Below are 18,526 nucleotides of genomic sequence, written 5' to 3' on the forward strand. Positions count from 1 at the left end.
AAGGTGCAGCCATGCCCGCAATCCGAATTGGCATCAACCCGATCTCCTGGAGCAACGACGACCTTCCGGCCCTCGGCGGTGAAACCCCGCTGAGCACCGCCCTGAGCGAAGGCAAGGAAATCGGCTACGAAGGTTTTGAGCTCAATGGCAAATTCCCCAAGGACGCCAAGGGCGTCGGTGACGTCCTGCGTCCCTATGACCTGGCGCTGGTCTCCGGCTGGTACTCCAGCCGCCTGGCCCGCCGCTCGGTGGCTGAAGAAATCGAGGCCATCGCCGGCCACGTCGAACTGCTGAAACAAAACGGCGCCAAGGTGCTGGTGTACGGCGAGGTGGCTGATTCGATCCAGGGCTCGCGCATTCGCCTGATCGAACGTCCACGTTTCCACAGTGAACAGGCCTGGCAGGAGTACGCCGACAAGCTCACCGAGCTGGCGCGTTTCACCTTGTCCCAGGGCGTGCGCCTGGCGTACCACCATCATATGGGCGCGTATGTCGAATCGCCTGAAGACATCGATCAGTTGATGCGGCGTACCGGGCCGGAAGTCGGCCTGCTGTTCGATTCGGGCCACTGCTACATGGGCGGCGGCGAACCCATCGAGGTGCTGCGCACGCATATCGACCGCGTCTGCCATGTGCATTTCAAGGACGTGCGTAAAGCCGTGGTGCAACTGGCGCGCAACCAGATGTGGAGCTTCCCCGATTGCATCGTCAACGGCACTTTCACCGTGCCCGGTGACGGCGATATCGATTTTGCCGAGTTGCTCGATGTGCTGATGGCCGCGAAATACGCGGGCTGGCTGGTGGTGGAAGCCGAGCAGGACCCGGCCGTGGCGCCCAGCTATGTCTATGCAAAAAAGGGTTATGACACGTTGCGTGCGCTTCTCAACGAGAGGACCAAACCATGAGCTTGCTGGTAAAGAGCAGCAAACGCGGACAAACCATGGTCGCCCTGGAAGAGGGCCGCCTGGAGTACGTAGGCTTTGCCGCCTACCGCCTGAGCCTGGGTGAAACCCTGCCGGTCACCGCCGGTGATCAGGAGCTGTGCCTGGTGCTGCTCAGCGGTCGGGTCAATATCGAAGGCGAGGGCTTCAACTGGCAGAACCTCGGTGATCGCCAGTCAGTGTTCGAGGACAAATCGCCGTTCGCCGCGTATCTGCCGCCGGGTACCGACGCCCAGGTCACCGCGTTGAGCGACGTGCAGATTGCCGTCTGCGCCGCGCCGGGTGCGCCGGGTTTCGAGCCACGCCTGATCCGCCCCGAACACTGCAAGCGCAGCGTGCGCGGCAAAGGCGCCAACACCCGCTACGTGTGCGACATCCTGCCGGACACCGACCCGGCCCATTCGCTGCTGGTGGTGGAAGTGCGCACGCCGTCGGGGCATTCGTCGAGCTACCCGCCGCACAAGCACGACACCGACGACCTGCCGCACCAGAGCTTTCTCGAAGAGACCTACTACCACCAGATCAACCCGCCCCAGGGCTTTGTGTTCCAGCGCGTGTACACCGACGATCGCAGCATCGACCAGGCCATGGCCGTGGAAAACAGCGACCTGGTGGTGGTGCCCAAGGGCTATCACCCGGTCAGCGTGCCGTATGGCTACGAGTCTTACTACCTGAACGTGATGGCCGGCCCCAAGCGTGCCTGGCATTTCCATAACGACCCGCAGCACAGTTGGCTGCTGGACCTCTAAAACGGTTTGGACGGAGAACAATAACAATGAAGTCGCCTCTACGCTTTGCCCTTAACCGTATGGTCGCGCCCAACCTGTCCTTGCCGGATTTCATCCAGCTGGCCGTGGCCTTGAAATGCGATGCCATCGAGATTCGCAACGACCTCAAGAATCGTCAGATCGAATACGGCACCCCGGCCAGCCGCGTGCGTGAATTGTGCGCGGCCCAGGGCATCACGGTGCTGTCGATCAACGCGCTGTACCCCTTTGACGTGTGGAATGACGAGCGCCGCGCCCAGGCGATAGCACTCGCCACCTATGCCCGCGAATGCGGTGCGCAAGGCTTGGTGATGTGCCCGTTCAATGAACCCGGCGACACCCGCAACGAAGCCCAGCGCGCCGCCGGTTTGCGCACCGCGTTGAGCGAGCTGGCGCCGATCCTGCGCGAGTACGGGATTCTCGGTTTTATCGAGCCCCTGGGCTTTGAAGAATGCGCCATGCGCCGCAAGCGCGTGGCGGTGGACGCGATCCAGTCCATCGGCGGCCTGGATGTGTTCCGCCTGGTGCACGACACCTTCCACCATCACCTGGCCAGCGAGCATGAGTTCTTCCCGGAACTGACCGGGCTGGTGCATATCTCCGGCGTGGAAGATGCCCAGGCGCCGCTCAATTCGATCCGCGACGGTCACCGCGTGTTGGTGGGCGAGGGCGATATCCTCGGCAATGCCGCGCAGATCGACACCTTGCTCAGCAGCGGTTACAGCGGCTACCTGTCGTTCGAACCGTTTGCGACAAGCGTGCATGAGTTAGCGGATATCCAGCAGGCCTTGGGGGCAAGCATCGCCCACCTGCAGAAACGATAAGGGGCGCGACATGACCACCACCCGATTGACCATGGCCCAGGCCCTGGTGAAGTTTTTGGACAACCAGTACATCGAAGTCGATGGCGTGCAGAGCAAGTTCGTCGCCGGCGTGTTCACCATTTTCGGCCACGGCAACGTGCTGGGCCTGGGCCAGGCCCTGGAGCAGGACAGCGGCGACCTGGTGGTGCATCAGGGTCGTAACGAGCAGGGTATGGCCCACGCCGCCATCGGTTTTGCCAAGCAGCACCTGCGCCGCAAGATCTACGCGTGCACCGCCTCCGTCGGCCCAGGCGCGGCGAATATGCTCACTGCCGCGGCGACCGCCACCGCCAACCGTATCCCGTTGCTGTTGTTGCCCGGCGATGTCTACGCCAGCCGCCAGCCCGACCCGGTGTTGCAGCAGATCGAGCAGTTCCACGACCTGAGCATCAGCACCAACGATGCCTTCCGTTCCGTGAGCAAGTACTGGGACCGTATCAACCGTCCCGAGCAACTGATGACGGCGGCGATTCACGCCATGCGCGTGCTCACCGATCCCGCCGAAACCGGTGCGGTGACCCTGGCGCTGCCCCAGGACGTGCAGGCCGAAGCCTGGGACTACCCCGACTACTTCCTGCAAAAACGGGTGCACCGTATCGACCGCCGCCCGGCCACCGCCGCGATGATCGGCGATGCGTTGGCGGCGTTCCGGGGCAAGCGCAAGCCGCTGATCATCTGCGGTGGCGGCGTGAAGTACTCCGGTGCGAATGCCGCGTTGCAAGCCTTTGCCGAGCGTTTTGATATTCCCTTCGCCGAAACCCAGGCAGGCAAGAGTGCCGTGGTTTCCAGCCATCCACTGAACGTCGGCGGCATCGGCGAAACCGGTTGCCTGGCCGCCAACCTGCTGGCGCCCGAGGCGGACCTGATCATCGGCATCGGCACCCGCTATACCGACTTCACCACCTCGTCGAAATCGCTGTTCAAGCACGCCGAGGTGACGTTTCTCAACCTCAATATCAGCCCCTGCGACGCCTTGAAACTCGACGGCGTGCAAGTACTGGCCGACGCCAAGGTCGCCCTCGAAGCGCTGGCCGATGCCCTCGGTGATTACCGCTCCGGCTGGGGTGAGCAGATCGCCGACGCCAAGGCGCAACTGGACGCCGAAGTGGACCGTGTCCATCAGGTCGAATACCACGGCGATGATTTTGTGCCGGAAGTCGACGACCACCTCGACCGCGCCGTGCTGCGTGAATTCATCGAACTGACCGGCTCGTGCCTGACCCAGAGCCGGGTGCTCGGCGTCCTCAATCAGACCCTGGCCGACGACGCGATCATCGTCGCTGCGGCCGGCAGCCTGCCCGGCGACTTGCAGCGCGCCTGGCGCAGCAAGGGCGTCAACACCTACCACGTCGAGTACGGCTATTCGTGCATGGGCTATGAGATCAACGCCGCCCTCGGCGTGAAGCTGGCCGAGCCGACCAAGGAGGTCTACGCCCTGGTCGGCGATGGCTCCTACATGATGCTGCACTCGGAGCTGGCCACCTCGATCCAGGAGCGGCGCAAGATCAACGTGGTGCTGCTCGACAACATGGCCTTCGGCTGCATCAACAATTTGCAGATCGGCAATGGCATGGACAGCTTCGGCACCGAGTTCCGTTACCGCAACCCCGAGAGCGGCAAGCTCGACGGTGGCCTGGTGCCGGTGGATTTCGCCATGAGCGCGGCGGCGTACGGCTGCAAGACCTACAAGGTCAGCAGCGTGGAACAGCTGGAAGCGGCGCTGGCCGATGCGCGTACGCAAAGCGTCTCGACCCTGATCGACATCAAGGTCCTGCCCAAGACCATGGTTCACGGCTACCTGTCGTGGTGGCGGGTGGGGGTGGCGCAGGTGTCCACCAGCGAACGCACCAACGCCGCCGCGAAAAAACTCAATGAACACCTGGCCAAGGCCCGGCAGTACTAATAACAAGAGGAGTGTTTGTATGTCTTTGAAGCTAGGTGTCATCGGTACCGGCGCCATCGGTCGTGACCATATTCGTCGGTGCAGCCAGACCTTGCTCAACAGCCAGGTGGTGGCCGTAACCGACATCAACCTTGAGCAGGCCGCCAAGGTGGTCGCGGAGTTGAAGCTGGACGCCGAGGTGTACCCGGATGGCCATGCGCTGATCAACTCGCCGCAGGTCGAGGCGATTCTGGTCACGTCCTGGGGCCCGAGCCACGAGGAGTTCGTGCTCGCCGCCATCGCCGCAGGCAAACCGGTGTTCTGTGAGAAGCCCCTGGCGGTGACGGCCGAAGGCTGCCGCAAGATCGTCGACGCCGAAGTGGCCTACGGCAAGCGCCTGGTGCAAGTCGGCTTTATGCGTCCTTATGACGAAGGTTATCGCGCCCTCAAGGCGGTGATCGACAGCGGCCAGATCGGCGAGCCGTTGATGCTGCACTGCGCGCACCGCAACCCGACGGTGGGCGAGAACTACAAGACCGACATGGCGATTACCGACACCCTGATCCACGAGCTGGATGTGCTGCGCTGGCTGCTCAACGACGACTACGTGTCGGTGCAGGTGGTGTTCCCGCGCAAGACCAGCAAGGCCCTGGCCCATCTGCGTGACCCGCAGATCGTGCTGCTGGAAACCGCCAAGGGCACCCGTATCGATGTGGAAGTGTTCGTCAACTGCCAGTACGGCTACGACATCCAGTGCGAAGTGGTGGGGGAGACCGGCATCGCCAAACTGCCGGAGCCGTCCCAGGTGCAACTGCGCAGTGGGGCCAAGCTGTCGAATGCGATCCTGATGGATTGGAAGGACCGTTTTATCGGCGCCTATGACGTGGAGTTGCAGGCCTTTATTGATAGCGTGCGCGCCGGGCAGGTTGGCGGGCCGTCGGCGTGGGATGGGTTTGCGGCGGCGGTGGCGGCGGATGCGTGTATTGAAGCGCAGGGCAGTGAGCAGATTGTGAAGGTCAGCTTGCCGGATCGTCCGCACTTCTACGGCTAAATCACTGAAGGAACTCTGTTAAAAATGTGGGAGGGGGCTTGCCCCCGATGGCAGTGTGTCAGTCAACCAGTTGTTATCTGACCCACCGCTATCGGGGGCAAGCCCCCTCCCACAGTTGATTGGTTTCCAATTCAATTCAGGAGTTGATCATGCGAATCGGACTTGTCGGCTATGGCCACGGAGGGCGCTTCTTTCATGCGCCGCTGATTGCAACTTTGCCGGGGGCGACGTTTGTCGGTGTCGTCACCCGCTCACCCGAACGTCGCCAGCAACTGGCAACCGACCACCCCGGCGTCCAGGCCTTTGACAGCATCGGCCAGATCGTCGAAGCCGGTGTTGATGCCTTGGTCATCTCCACCACCCTCAAGGGCCGCCCGGCGCTGGTGCTGGAGGCTATCGAACACGGTGTGACGGTGGTCAGCGACAAACCCTTTGCCGCCAACGCTGAACAGGCCCAGGCGCTGATAACAGCCGCCGAACGCCATGAGGTGTTGCTCAGCGTCTACCAGAACCGGCGCTGGGACTCGGACTACCTGACCCTGCGCAAATTGATCGACGCCGGCGCCTTGGGTGAGATCACCCGCTTTGAATCCCGCGTCGAGCGCTACAGCCCGCAAGCCGTGGGCAATGCCAGCGGCGGCGGCTGGTTGCGCGATCTGGGCAGCCACCTGGTGGACCAGGCGCTGCAACTGTTCGGCCCGGTGGACCGGGTCTTTGCGCAGTTACAGTTCACCCCTGAATACCCGAACCTCGACCATGGTTTCTTCGTCTCCCTGACCCACGCCAACGGAGTGGTTTCCCATTTGTGGGGCAACGCCCTGCAGAACAGCCAGGCTCCGCGTTTTCGCGTCAGTGGCACCTTGGGTTGCTACACCGTGGACGGACTGGACGGCCAGGAAGAAGCGCTGATGGCCGGCAAGTCGCCGAAAACCGAAGGCGAGCACTGGGGTGCAGAAGAACATCGCCGCTGGGGCTGGTTCGAACAGGGGCCGGAACGTGAGCGAGTGCCGTCGGAGAAGGGCTGCTGGACCCAGTTCTATCGCCAGTTGCAAGCGGCCGTGCAAGGGCAGGGACCGTTGCCCGTGGATGCGTATGACGCGCTGGAAACCACCCGTATATTGGACGCCGCACGCCTCAGCGCCGAGCGCCAGCAGGTGGTTTCAACAAAAATAGAATAAAATTCTAAAACAGGTTGATATGGAAATTATTTTCCAATAAAGTCTTTTCCAGGTTGCATAAAGTACGTTCGGACTCGATTCGGGCGACTCAACAAAAACAAGATCAAAAACAACCAGGTACCGTCAGATGAAAATCTTCAACGCTGTACTGCGAGTTTTACGCCCTGCCCACACGCCCCGCGGCCTGCCCCGCGCCCGGCCGTTCTACTTCTCCTTCCTTAATATGCTGTGCGTCGAAAACCAAGGCGCGCTGGTCTGCTGCATTCCAGGCGCACCGGTCGTACGACTGCCCGCCGAGCTCTGATAAACGCAACGTCCAAAAAACCAACAAGAAAGTGGAGACAGACCGTTCATGAAGACCCCGATCCGTTTTACCGCGCTGGCTTTATCCTTGATGCTGGCCAGCGGTTTTGCCAGCGCCGCCGACATCAAGGTCGGCGTGAGCATGTCCGCGTTCGATGACACCTTCCTCACTTACCTGCGCGAAGACATGGACAAGCAAGCCAAGTCCTATCCCAAGGGCGATGGCGTGCAGCTGCAGTTCGAAGACGCCCGCGCCGACGTGGTCAAGCAACTGAGCCAGGTGGAGAACTTTATCAGCCAGAAAGTCGACGCGATTATCGTCAACCCGGTCGACACAGCCTCCACCAAGAACATCATCAATGCCGCGACCAAGGCCGGTATCCCGCTGGTGTTCGTCAACCGCCGTCCCGACCAGAAGGACTTGCCCAAGGACGTGGTGGCCGTGACCTCCGATGACGTCGAGGCCGGCAAGCTGCAAATGCAGTACATCGCTGAAAAACTCGGTGGCAAGGGCAAGATCGTGATCCTGCTGGGCGACCTGGCGAACAACTCCACCACCAACCGCACCAAGGGTGTGAAGGAAGTGTTGGCCAAGTACCCGGACATCAAGATCGAACAGGAACAGACCGGCATCTGGCTGCGGGACAAGGGCATGACCCTGGTCAACGATTGGCTGACCCAAGGCCGTGAGTTCAATGCGGTGTTGGCCAACAACGATGAGATGGCAATCGGCGCGTCCATGGCGCTGAAATCGGCCGGCAAGGAAAAGGGCAGTGTGTTGATCGCGGGGGTCGACGGTACGCCGGACGGCTTGAATGCGATCACCAAGGGTGACATGGCCGCCTCCGCGTTCCAGGACGCCAAGGGCCAGGCAGTGGGCTCAGTGGAAGCGGCGCGCAAGATGGCCAAGAAGGAACCGGTCGAGCAGAACGTGATCATCCCGTTCCAGTTGATCACGCCGGAAAACGTCGCCAAGTTCAAGTAGCCCTGACATAACAACAATGAACCGGCAGGGCGGTCGTGCCCGCCCTGCTGATGGAGTACCGTCTTATGCTCGCTCAAGCCGCTGTCTCGCAGCCTCCCGGTATCCAGCCGTTGCCGCTGGACGAACCCTACCTGTTGGAAATCGTCAACATCAGCAAAGGCTTTCCCGGCGTCGTGGCCCTGGCCGACGTACAACTGCGTGTGCGCCCCGGCACGGTGCTGGCGCTGATGGGCGAGAACGGTGCGGGCAAGTCGACCTTGATGAAGATCATCGCCGGCATCTACCAGCCCGACGCCGGCGAAATCCGCCTGCGCGGCAAGCCGATCGTGTTTGAGACTCCGCTGGCGGCGCAGAAGGCCGGGATCGCAATGATCCACCAGGAACTCAACCTGATGCCGCACATGAGCATCGCCGAGAATATCTGGATCGGACGCGAGCAGCTCAACAGCCTGCACATGGTCAACCACCGCGAAATGCACCGCTGCACCGCCGAGTTGCTGGCGCGCCTGCGCATTAACCTGGACCCCGAGGAACACGTGGGTAACCTGAGCATCGCCGAGCGGCAGATGGTCGAGATTGCCAAGGCCGTGTCCTACGACTCCGACATCCTGATCATGGATGAACCGACGTCGGCCATTACCGATAAGGAAGTGGCCCACCTGTTTTCGATCATTGCCGACCTCAAGGCCCAGGGCAAAGGCATCGTCTACATCACGCACAAAATGAACGAAGTGTTCGCCATTGCCGATGAAGTGGCGGTGTTCCGCGACGGCCAGTACATCGGCCTGCAACGCGCCGACAGCATGAACAGTGACAGCCTGATCTCGATGATGGTGGGGCGTGAGCTGAGCCAGTTGTTCCCGGTGCGCGAGACGCCCATTGGCGAGCTGCTGCTGTCGGTGCGCGACCTGCGCCTGGACGGGGTGTTCAAGGGCGTGTCGTTCGACCTGCATGCCGGTGAGATCCTCGGCATCGCCGGGCTGATGGGCTCGGGGCGTACCAATGTGGCGGAAACCATTTTCGGCATCACCCCCAGCAGCGGTGGGCAGATCACCCTGGATGGCGAGGCGGTGCGCATCAGCGACCCGCACATGGCCATCGAAAAAGGCTTTGCGCTGTTGACCGAGGACCGCAAGCTCAGTGGCCTGTTCCCCTGCCTGTCGGTGCTGGAAAACATGGAAATGGCCGTGCTGCCGCACTATTCGGGCAACGGTTTTATCCAGCAGAAAGCCCTGCGCGCCCTGTGCGAGGACATGTGCAAGAAACTGCGGGTGAAGACGCCGTCCCTGGAGCAGTGCATCGACACCTTGTCCGGCGGCAACCAGCAGAAAGCCTTGCTGGCGCGCTGGCTGATGACCAACCCACGCTTGCTGATTCTCGATGAACCGACCCGGGGTATCGACGTGGGGGCCAAGGCCGAGATCTATCGCTTGATCTCGTTCCTCGCCAGCGAAGGCATGGCGGTGATCATGATTTCCTCGGAGCTGCCTGAAGTGCTGGGCATGAGCGACCGGGTGATGGTGATGCACGAAGGCGAACTGATGGGCACCCTGGACCGCGCCGATGCGACCCAGGAAAAAGTCATGCAGCTGGCCTCCGGTATGACCGCGGTCCACTGACGAACAGCCGCGCGGGCCTGCGGTTGGCCCGTGCCATAGAATAAGAAGGTGATTGGCTATGAACGCAATAACAGACAACAAGCCTGCCACGGCACCGGTCAAGCACCGGCGACGCTTGCCTACCGAGCTGAGCATCTTCCTGGTGCTGATCGGCATCGGCCTGGTGTTTGAGCTGTTTGGCTGGATCGTGCGTGACCAGAGCTTCCTGATGAATTCCCAGCGCCTGGTGCTGATGATCCTGCAAGTGTCGATCATCGGCCTGCTGGCGATCGGCGTGACCCAGGTGATCATCACCACGGGGATCGACCTGTCTTCGGGTTCGGTGCTGGCGCTGTCGGCGATGATCGCCGCCAGTTTGGCGCAAACCTCCGACTTTTCCCGGGCGGTGTTCCCTTCGCTGACGGACTTGCCGGTGTGGATTCCGGTGGCGATGGGGTTGGGGGTGGGGCTGCTGGCGGGGGCGATCAACGGCAGCATCATTGCGGTGACCGGTATCCCGCCGTTTATCGCGACCCTGGGCATGATGGTCTCGGCCCGTGGCCTGGCGCGCTACTACACCGAAGGCCAGCCGGTGAGCATGCTCTCGGATTCGTACACGGCCATCGGTCATGGTGCGATGCCGGTGATCATCTTTCTGGTGGTGGCGGTGATCTTCCATATCGCCCTGCGCTACACCAAGTACGGCAAGTACACCTACGCCATCGGCGGCAATATGCAGGCGGCGCGGACGTCGGGGATCAACGTCAAGCGTCACCTGATCATCGTCTACAGCATTGCCGGCCTCCTGGCAGGCCTGGCCGGTGTGGTGGCCTCGGCACGCGCTGCCACCGGCCAGGCGGGCATGGGCATGTCTTATGAGCTGGATGCGATTGCCGCCGCGGTGATCGGCGGCACCAGCCTGGCGGGCGGGGTAGGGCGTATCACCGGCACCGTGATCGGCGCGCTGATCCTCGGGGTGATGGCCAGCGGGTTTACCTTTGTCGGGGTGGATGCGTATATCCAGGACATCATCAAGGGCCTGATCATCGTGGTGGCGGTGGTGATCGACCAATATCGCAATAAGCGCAAGCTCAAGCGCTGACGCAGTACAAAATGTGGGAGGGGGGTTGCCCCTCCCACATTTAATCATCAACAGTCTGTTTCAACCGTTTGTCTTCTATATAGCTCCACAACACTGAATTTCTTGCTATAAACGCACTCCGATGACCATTCGCCAAGCCCGTCCTGGTGCCTTTGGGGGTTATATCGGTAAAAATGCCTGTCATTTCAGTTGCTGTGCCCTCAAGTCGGCCTTAGACTGCCGCCCCTCGTAAATTGAGTGCCGGGTGGCGCTTGGAATGGATGGCGCCTTTCCGAGACCTGCACGGGTCGACCGGAACGCTCCCTTATTCGCCTTAATGCACGTATTTTTTATAGAGAAATCAATGACAAAGGAAAAGTTGCTGGCCATGCCGGCGGATGACTACATGAATGCCGAACAGCACGCTTTTTTTGAGAAGTTGCTGCAAGACATGAAGGTGGAGCACCACGAGCGCATTGAACAGAACCGCATCGCCATTGAAAGCCTGGACACCCCGGCTGACCCGGCTGACGCTGCTTCCGTGGAAGAAGAGCGCACCTGGCTGGTAAACGCCATCGACCGCGACCAGCGCATGCTGCCGCAGCTTGAGCGTGCACTGGAACGCATCAAGGAAGATTCCTTCGGCTGGTGCGATGACAGCGGCGAGCCTATCGGCCTCAAGCGCCTGCTGATCAGCCCTACCACCAAATACTGCATCGAAGCGCAAGAGCGCCACGAGCAGATCGACAAGCACCAGCGCCAAGCCTGATGCGGTGAAGCTGGGGAACCGCCTGCGCGGTTCTCCGGAGAAACACTCGTTACGCCCCGTCTATTGATCTGCTGCAAGCTACCCCACTAAAGGCCCATGGATAATGGCTCGATAGTGGCGTTTAATGCAGGAACAATAATGACAAGCAGTGGGGTAACGACGATGGCTGGAGACGGATCTCTGATGGGCGCAGCAGTGCCACCGCAACCGGTGGTGCGCGGGTTGCCCGGCTGGTTGATGCCGCTCTTGCAGAGCACCGCCCTGGTGCTGGTACTGCTGGGCCTGGCGTTTGCCAGCCTGCCGATATACCTCTGCCTGCCAATCGCCTTGCTGGTGATCTGGCTGCCCCGCCTGAAAAAAACTACCGTCGGCACCGCGCCGTCCGAAGCCGTCAATGCGATTGGCGACCTGACCCGCGATCTTTCCTATACCACCAGCCATAACGCCCTCTCGGCGGCAGGCGTGGCCTATTCGGTCAAGCAACTGGCGGCACGTGTGCAGTCGCAGTTGAGCGCGGCCAAGCAGATTGTCAGCAGCGCCGAAGTGATGATCGAGACTGAAAAAGTCACCTCCCAACTGAGTCGCCAGGCTCTGGGCGCGGCCAGCCAGGCGCACCAGCGCAGTACCGAGGGCCGCGAAGTGCTCTCCCTGTCGATCACCCGCATGCACCAGCTCAGCCAGCGCGCCAATGCCAGCCGCGAGCTGATCGAAGCCTTGAGCCAGCGCAGCGAAGAAATCCAGCGCGTGACCCTGGTGATCCAGTCCATCGCCAGCCAGACCAACTTGCTGGCGCTTAACGCCGCGATTGAAGCGGCGCGCGCTGGCGAGCACGGGCGCGGGTTTGCCGTGGTGGCCGATGAAGTGCGCGGGCTGGCCGGGCGTACGGCCACCGCCACCGATGAAGTCGGGGTGATGGTGGCGGATATACAGCAACGCACCGCCCAGGTGGTGGAGCAGATTCGCCAGCTATCGGCGGATCTGAACACCGGTGTCGAGCAGGTGGAGCACGCGGGGGAACACCTGCACAGCATCGCCAGCCTGGCGGCGGATGTGGAGGGGCAGGTCAGCGCCATCGCCCAGGGCGCCGACACCAACCGCGCCCAGCTCGACAGCCTGTTCCATGCCGTGGAGCAGATGCGCAGCGACCTGGATGTGAGTGACCGGCAAACGCGGCAACTGGCCGACGCCGCTGTGCAAATGGAAGGGCAGGCGGAAACCATCAGCGAGCGCCTCGCCGAAGTCGGCCTGGATGACTATCACCAGCGTGTCTATGACCTGGCGCGCGAGGGGGCCAGTCGTATTGCTGCGCAGTTCGAGGCCGATGTGGAGCAACATCGCATCAGCCTCGACGACTTGTTCGACCGCAGCTACACCCCAATCCCCAACACCAGCCCGACCAAGTACCACACGCGATTTGACGGCTACACCGATCAGGTATTGCCGGCGATTCAGGAAGCACTGTTGCCTCGTCATGAAGGCTTGGTGTTTGCCATTGCCTGCACGCCCCAGGGGTATGTGCCGACGCATAACAAGGCGTTTTCCCAGGCGCTGACCGGTGATGCCCAGGTCGACGCGGTGCAGAACCGCACCAAGCGCAAGTTCGATGACCGCACCGGGATCCGTTGCGGCAGCCATCAGCAAGCGGTGTTATTGCAGACCTACACCCGCGATACCGGCGAGTTGATGCACGACTTGTCGGTGCCGATCATGGTCCGGGGGCGGCATTGGGGTGGCTTGCGCCTGGGCTATAAGCCGGAGGGGGCGAAGGGCGCGCGCTAGGGAGTGTTGCTGTCGGTGCATTCTCCAGCCTGGAAGCGGCTGGGAAATACCAGGCTGCCTGGCCAGCGCTATTGCGCCTGTTACGGTCAGACAGCCGGCATTGAGTGGATTAATGCGGTTGATGCAGGCGCTGGTTCAGCTCATCCACTGCCATGGCCCAGTCGGCGTCTTCACGCAGTTCTTCCTTGAGAAACTGAGCCTGCTGCGGTGTCCAGAACGGCGCGTCGATCAACTTCACGTCCTCACTCAGCGGGTGCGCGACGATAAAGGCATCGATAGCTTCGGGTGTTGAGTCCAGGCCCAGTTGTTCAAATAACGTTTCGAGTGTAGGTATTGGCGCATCCATATCTGTCTCCATGCGGGTTTCAGGATCGTTATGCATGGGAGGCTTGTGGCGCGGTAGAGTTCGATCGGATTGTCAGGAGGTCAGTGCCCCTGAATCCACCGCAGTCTTGAGTGCCAGGGCGGACTCTTTGGCGGCGATGGCGGCGGTATCAAGTGTCTTGAACCAACGGTCTTTTTCCACCTGATGTATGGTGACGGTGGTTAACGGTGGCTTGGCGCGCATCACGATCACTGCTTGAAACTCACCGTCTACTTCCCTTGCGTCGCCATGGATAAAAAATTCGCCAATATCAAATTCCGTCACGTATAGCCTTCCCTTCGAGGTAACTAACTGCACTGATGAAACCTGACCCGCGCGGGGCAAATTTCGATGGACAGGCCAGTATGGCAGTTGTTGAGGGGCGGCGGCGCAGTAAAGTCATCCGGGTGACGAAACGATCCCACCGTGCAGGGATGCTTCCAGCCGCTTGGCCAGTTCACACGCCTGGATGTGGTCGCTGCGAAAGCCTTTGATCCTGCCGCTGGTGACTTCGCGGATATGGAAGAAGTTTCTTCCGGCCGGTACCACTTGGTAAAGAACGGAATGGGGGTACCCGTTGGGACTGCGCAGGCAGTAGTATTGGCGTTCGTCCTGACATGATGAACGAGTGCGGGAAGACGTAGCGTCGTATTGGCGTCGTTGCATGGTCAGCTCCTGTCGATCGATCTTGTTGACCCCCCAGCATCGTTACAGGTGGTTTTAACCCGTGTTGCTGTTTTAGTATTGTTGTCGGCAGCTGGCGTCTGGTTCCACGCCGAGGTGTTTTTGTTTGTATAGGCTGTCGGAAACTGCGTTTTTAATAGTGTTATTCTCTGAAGCGGGTCGACCGGTATTCTCTGGTTGTTGAACCTGTGATCTCCTGCGCTGCCCGATGTCCCTGCACAAGGCCCATCGTGCAGACCTGGACCGGTCCTTGGGCGCGGTCGCTGGGGCTTCTTCAGTTTTTCAATGAATGTGTTGTGTGATCGTGCCGAGATGGCCGTTTCTTTGTGCTGCCCGCTCTGGCGGACAGTGTTCTTTTTGATGTGGGGGCGTTTCCTTGGCAGTCAGTAATCTGGATATGCACGCGTTGTTCGTGCTGGGTGATTTGCGCGCAAAGTTGGTCAAACAGTTTCAATCCCGTTTTGTTTACATCACTGAGCAGACGCCGGAAGGCATTTACATCGCCGAAATCGATACCGAAGCGGCAATGGTTGTGGATGACAAGCCCCGTCTGGAGCTCAAGGTGGGTGACCATTTTCGTGCTGCGGTATTGCCCAGTCGTGAAGGTGGAAAGTTCGAACTCAAGTTCCGCGATATCAAGTTGACCGTGTATGGCCTGGGCGATTACGCCTTTGTTTCTTCGGCCGAAGGGCAGGGCATTGTCTTCAAGGAAGGCCATAGCGTGATGCTGGTGTTTGCAGCCAATGAACAACTGCAGGAAGGCCTGACCAAAACCCTCAAGGCCGTGACCGGCAAGGCCGCCAAGTGGCGCAAGGGTGAGCTGGTAACGTTCAAGGCCAGCGAATAATCAGTCAATACTGCGAACATCTCTTCTCTCCCGGAACCTCTACTACAGTTGAGTTGACTTAACTATTCAGAGGCTTCGCGCATAGTCAGCAAAGCCGTTCGTTGTTTGCTGCGATATCGCGAGGTGCAAGGGATGAAAGGATTGAGAACGCTGTTGGCTGCATCGCTGACGACCCTGAGTTTATCAGTGGCTTCGTTGTCAGCTTCGGCCGCACAGGCGCCGGTGCACTTTGCCGATCTGAACTGGGAAAGCGGCAGCCTGATCACTGAAGTCCTGCGGGTCATCGTCGAGAAGGGCTACGACTTGCCCACCGACACTTTGCCCGGTACCACCATCACCTTGGAAACCGCCCTGGCCAAGAACGACATCCAGGTCATCGGTGAAGAGTGGGCCGGCCGCAGCCCTGTGTGGGTCAAGGCCGAGGCCGAAGGCAAGGTGGTGGGCCTGGGCGATACGGTCAAGGGCGCCACCGAAGGCTGGTGGGTGCCGGAATACGTGGTCAAGGGCGACCCGGCCAAAGGCATCAAGCCCCTGGCGCCCGACCTCAAGAGCGTGAAGGACCTGGCCCGCTACAAGGACGTGTTCAAGGACCCGGAATCCCCAGGCAAGGGGCGTTTCCTCAACAGCCCCATCGGCTGGACCTCGGAAGTGGTCAACAAGCAGAAGCTCAAGGCCTACGGCCTGGATGACAGCTACGTGAACTTTCGCAGTGGCTCGGGAGCGGCGCTGGATGCCGAAATTGCCTCGTCCATCCGTCGCGGCAAGCCGGTATTGTTCTACTACTGGTCACCGACGCCGCTGATGGGCCGTTATAAGTTGATCCAGCTGGAAGAACCACCGTTTGATGCCGAGGCCTGGAAGACCCTGACGGATGCGGATAACCCCGATCCGAAGCCGACGCGTTCGCTGGCATCCAAGTTGAGCATTGGCGTGTCCACACCGTTCCAGAAGGAACATCCGCAGATTGCCGGGTTTTTCGAGAAGGTCGAGTTTCCCATCGAGCCGCTGAACAAAGCCCTGGCGACCATGAGCGAGAATCACACCGCACCCCGGGAGGTGGCCCAGGCGTTCCTCAAGGAGCATCCTGAGGTGTGGAAGGCATGGTTGACGGATGATGTGGCGCAGAAGGTCGAAGCCAGCTTGAAGTAAGCACGGCGCTTATTGCCGAGTGGAGATCAAAAAATAATGTGGGAGGGAGCAACCCCCTCCCACATGTTGTTTGCATTGCCGCTTTAGAATTTGGTTTGCACCGCCAGCTCAAACGTCCGTGGCGATCCCAGGTAATACGCCGGCGACACATGGGCAAACTCGGCATACACCTCATTGGTCAGGTTGCGCACCCGGCCGGTGACCGAGGTGTGGGCGTCCACCTTGTAGCGCAGGAACGTCCCGAACAGCGTGTAGGCCGGTACCGTCTGGGTATTGGCATTGTCCGCGTAGACGTCGGCGACATACCGCGCATCCAAGCCGCCTTGCCAGTCCTCGGCAAAGTCATAGGTCAGCCACAGGTTGCCCACGCGTTTTGGTACGTTGGTCGGCGTGTTGCCCTTGCGCGAGACCACCGCACCACTGGCGATCTTTTCGTTGAACTCATCGTATTCGGCATCCACCCAGGCGACGTTGCCTTCCGCCAGCAACCTGGGCGTGATGCGCAATGAACTGGCCAGCTCGATGCCTTTCGATGACTGAGCGCCGACCGGGATGCTCATGGTCGGGTCCTGCGGGTCGGTCACGGCAAAGTCCTTGCGTTCGATCGTGTAGACAGCAACGGTGGCCGAGCCACGGCCGTCCAAGTAGTCGAACTTGCTGCCGACCTCCCACTGCTTGCCGGTCGAGACATCGAACACCTGGGTGGTCGTACTCGGTTGCTCGGCGGCGGTGCTGTATTGCACGTAGACATTGGCCGAGGGGATGAACTGGTACGTCAGGCCGACGCGACCGGTCACCGGTTCCCAGCTGCGCTTGAAGTGCCGTGGGTTGGTGGCCGTGACTGCACGATGGTTGGTGACATCCAGGTCGATGGCGTCGTAGCGCAGGCCGGTCAGCAGCGAGAGTTTATCGGTCAGGCCCAGGCGGTTTTCCACGAACAACGCCTTGGTGGTGACCTCGTTGGTCTTGTCCTGGCCGAAGCGCTCCCGGGTACGCGGGAGGTCGTAGAAGTGCCCGGGGTTGAAGCCGTTCGGGTCCACGGTGCTGTTACCCGGTACATTCAGTGGCGTGTTGGTGGTGCTATTGACCTTGTACTCAAAGCCACCGGACCAGGTGGTCGACAGGCCGAAGAGGCTGTCGTCATGGCGCAGCTCGAACTGGTTGCCGTTCTGTTCGCCCTGATGGCGTACCTGGTACGCGGTGGAGCGGTTTACCGCGCTGTTATCGGCGTTGTATTGGTAGGTTTCGAGGTTGCGGTAATCACGCTGGCTATCGAGGTGGTAGAGCGTATTTTTCAGCGTCGTGCTGTCGCTGATCCGGTAGTCGATGATCGAACGCGCCCAGATCGTGCGCTGCTCGTAACGGCCGTCGGCGACGTTGTAGTTATTGAAACGGTTGTGTTTGTCGATCTTCAGCTCGCCGGCCTTGGGATTGAGCACCGGCGTGCCCCAGTAAGGGCTGTCTTCATGCTCATCCTGGTATTCCAGCGCCAGGGTATGGGACAGGTCGGGGGTGAGATCGCTGAGCAGGGAAAACGCCAGGCTCCAGGCTTCGCGCTGGTCGCGGTCGATGTAGCTGTGGTTGGTGTTGCGGCTCAGATCCAGGCGTGCGTAATGCTGCACCTCGGCGCCGGGTTCGGTGAACGCGTGATTGACGCCGAACGCCATGCCGGCGGTGTCGTAGCTGCCATAGGTGAGCTGGCCTTCGGCGGCCTGCTCCTCACGGGTGGCCAGCTTGGTCACGTAGTTGAGCGAACCGCCGACGGAGCCGGCGCCGTTGATCAGGGAGGCGGGGCCGCCGACCAGTTCCACGCGGTCATAGATCCAGGCATCCACGGGGCGGGCCAGGCCGGTGGCGACATTGATACCGTTGAACATTTGGGTGATCTGGCTGCTGGTAAAACCACGATACGAGACAAAACCGCCGAAGCCGGGGGGCGCACTGGCGTTGACGCCGGGCAGGGTGTTGGCCGCATCGCGGAACGTCTTGGCACCATGGCGCTCGATGTCATTGCGACTGGCAATGGCCACCGACGCCGGGGTCTCCCGCACGCTCAATCCGAGCCGCGAAGCGACGCCGCTGGATTGATCCAGGGTCAGGCCGGGTTCGGCAGTTGATTCGCCATCAATGGTAGTCGGGGCCAGCTCGAGGGCCCAGGCGCAGACAGGCAGGCAGCCGAACAGGCCCGCCAACAGAGGTAGATGTTTCATGCTTGAATCCTGAAAAACTTGGCTTGAAAACAACGCACGGCCGTCCGTCATTCCGTGTGGAACCGGTGGTCAGTG

The 18,526-nt window shown here is 60.8% G+C and carries 18 protein-coding genes; 14 read left to right on the top strand and 4 right to left on the bottom strand.

Annotated features, from left to right (window positions below):
* Window positions 1-11: 11 nt before the first annotated feature.
* The 12 genes from iolE (at window position 12) to AD670_RS17290 (ending at window position 13,197) form a co-directional block, all read left to right on the top strand.
* Window positions 12-905, top strand: coding sequence for a myo-inosose-2 dehydratase (gene iolE, locus AD670_RS17240; protein ID WP_053134822.1), 894 nt, complete (start codon window positions 12-14; stop codon window positions 903-905).
* On the top strand, window positions 902-1,690 hold the full coding sequence (iolB, locus tag AD670_RS17245) for a 5-deoxy-glucuronate isomerase (RefSeq protein ID WP_053134825.1): 789 nt from the start codon (window positions 902-904) through the stop codon (window positions 1,688-1,690). The genes iolE and iolB overlap by 4 nt, the downstream gene beginning before the upstream one ends.
* 26 nt (window positions 1,691-1,716) lie before the next feature.
* Window positions 1,717-2,532 carry a TIM barrel protein gene (locus AD670_RS17250; protein WP_053134828.1) on the top strand — a complete coding sequence of 272 codons (816 nt, stop codon included), beginning with the start codon at window positions 1,717-1,719 and terminating at the stop codon, window positions 2,530-2,532.
* Between the two features lie 10 nt (window positions 2,533-2,542).
* Window positions 2,543-4,474, top strand: coding sequence for a 3D-(3,5/4)-trihydroxycyclohexane-1,2-dione acylhydrolase (decyclizing) (gene iolD / locus AD670_RS17255; RefSeq protein WP_053134831.1), 1,932 nt, complete (start codon window positions 2,543-2,545; stop codon window positions 4,472-4,474).
* A gap of 19 nt (window positions 4,475-4,493) precedes the next feature.
* Window positions 4,494-5,504, top strand: coding sequence for a Gfo/Idh/MocA family protein (locus AD670_RS17260; protein WP_053134835.1), 1,011 nt, complete (start codon window positions 4,494-4,496; stop codon window positions 5,502-5,504).
* A gap of 149 nt (window positions 5,505-5,653) precedes the next feature.
* Window positions 5,654-6,682: a Gfo/Idh/MocA family oxidoreductase gene (locus AD670_RS17265; RefSeq protein WP_053134838.1), complete on the top strand. Its 1,029-nt coding sequence runs from the start codon at window positions 5,654-5,656 to the stop codon at window positions 6,680-6,682.
* 127 nt (window positions 6,683-6,809) lie between these two features.
* Window positions 6,810-6,986, top strand: a complete 177-nt coding sequence (locus AD670_RS31675; protein ID WP_167655448.1) for a hypothetical protein — start codon at window positions 6,810-6,812, stop codon at window positions 6,984-6,986.
* A 48-nt stretch (window positions 6,987-7,034) separates the two neighbouring features.
* Entirely contained in the window at window positions 7,035-7,970 is a 936-nt protein-coding gene (locus tag AD670_RS17270; protein WP_053134841.1) for a sugar ABC transporter substrate-binding protein, read from the top strand.
* 65 nt (window positions 7,971-8,035) lie between these two features.
* Entirely contained in the window at window positions 8,036-9,589 is a 1,554-nt protein-coding gene (locus tag AD670_RS17275) for a sugar ABC transporter ATP-binding protein (RefSeq protein WP_053134844.1), read from the top strand.
* A gap of 58 nt (window positions 9,590-9,647) precedes the next feature.
* Window positions 9,648-10,670, top strand: a complete 1,023-nt coding sequence (locus AD670_RS17280) for an ABC transporter permease (protein WP_024076018.1) — start codon at window positions 9,648-9,650, stop codon at window positions 10,668-10,670.
* 343 nt (window positions 10,671-11,013) lie between these two features.
* Window positions 11,014-11,418, top strand: coding sequence for a TraR/DksA C4-type zinc finger protein (locus AD670_RS17285; RefSeq protein ID WP_003191666.1), 405 nt, complete (start codon window positions 11,014-11,016; stop codon window positions 11,416-11,418).
* Between the two features lie 546 nt (window positions 11,419-11,964).
* Complete coding sequence (locus AD670_RS17290; protein WP_371263185.1) at window positions 11,965-13,197, top strand: methyl-accepting chemotaxis protein; 1,233 nt, start codon at window positions 11,965-11,967, stop codon at window positions 13,195-13,197.
* A 109-nt stretch (window positions 13,198-13,306) separates the two neighbouring features.
* Here the strand turns inward: AD670_RS17290 and AD670_RS17295 are convergent, their stop codons facing one another.
* The 3 genes from AD670_RS17295 to AD670_RS31015 all read right to left on the bottom strand — a co-directional run bounded on the left by AD670_RS17295 (window position 13,307) and on the right by AD670_RS31015 (window position 14,227).
* Complete coding sequence (locus AD670_RS17295; RefSeq protein ID WP_053134851.1) at window positions 13,307-13,543, bottom strand: DUF2789 domain-containing protein; 237 nt, start codon at window positions 13,541-13,543, stop codon at window positions 13,307-13,309.
* A 72-nt stretch (window positions 13,544-13,615) separates the two neighbouring features.
* The gene (locus AD670_RS17300) at window positions 13,616-13,846 is read right to left on the bottom strand and encodes a hypothetical protein (protein ID WP_053134854.1); all 231 of its coding nucleotides are present in this window, start codon (window positions 13,844-13,846) and stop codon (window positions 13,616-13,618) included.
* Between the two features lie 114 nt (window positions 13,847-13,960).
* Window positions 13,961-14,227, bottom strand: coding sequence for a hypothetical protein (locus AD670_RS31015; protein ID WP_082340990.1), 267 nt, complete (start codon window positions 14,225-14,227; stop codon window positions 13,961-13,963).
* A 415-nt stretch (window positions 14,228-14,642) separates the two neighbouring features.
* On the opposite strand from AD670_RS31015, the gene AD670_RS17310 reads away from it, so the two are divergent.
* Together AD670_RS17310 and AD670_RS17315 are read left to right on the top strand one after the other, a co-directional pair.
* Window positions 14,643-15,092, top strand: a complete 450-nt coding sequence (locus AD670_RS17310; RefSeq protein WP_050554011.1) for a hypothetical protein — start codon at window positions 14,643-14,645, stop codon at window positions 15,090-15,092.
* Between the two features lie 132 nt (window positions 15,093-15,224).
* Window positions 15,225-16,241, top strand: coding sequence for an ABC transporter substrate-binding protein (locus tag AD670_RS17315; protein ID WP_053134860.1), 1,017 nt, complete (start codon window positions 15,225-15,227; stop codon window positions 16,239-16,241).
* An 83-nt stretch (window positions 16,242-16,324) separates the two neighbouring features.
* Here the strand turns inward: AD670_RS17315 and AD670_RS17320 are convergent, their stop codons facing one another.
* Complete coding sequence (locus tag AD670_RS17320) at window positions 16,325-18,451, bottom strand: TonB-dependent siderophore receptor (protein ID WP_053134864.1); 2,127 nt, start codon at window positions 18,449-18,451, stop codon at window positions 16,325-16,327.
* Between the last annotated feature and the right edge of the window lie 75 nt (window positions 18,452-18,526).

It is taken from the genome of Pseudomonas sp. MIACH, assembly GCF_001269925.1.
Taxonomy (GTDB): domain Bacteria; phylum Pseudomonadota; class Gammaproteobacteria; order Pseudomonadales; family Pseudomonadaceae; genus Aquipseudomonas.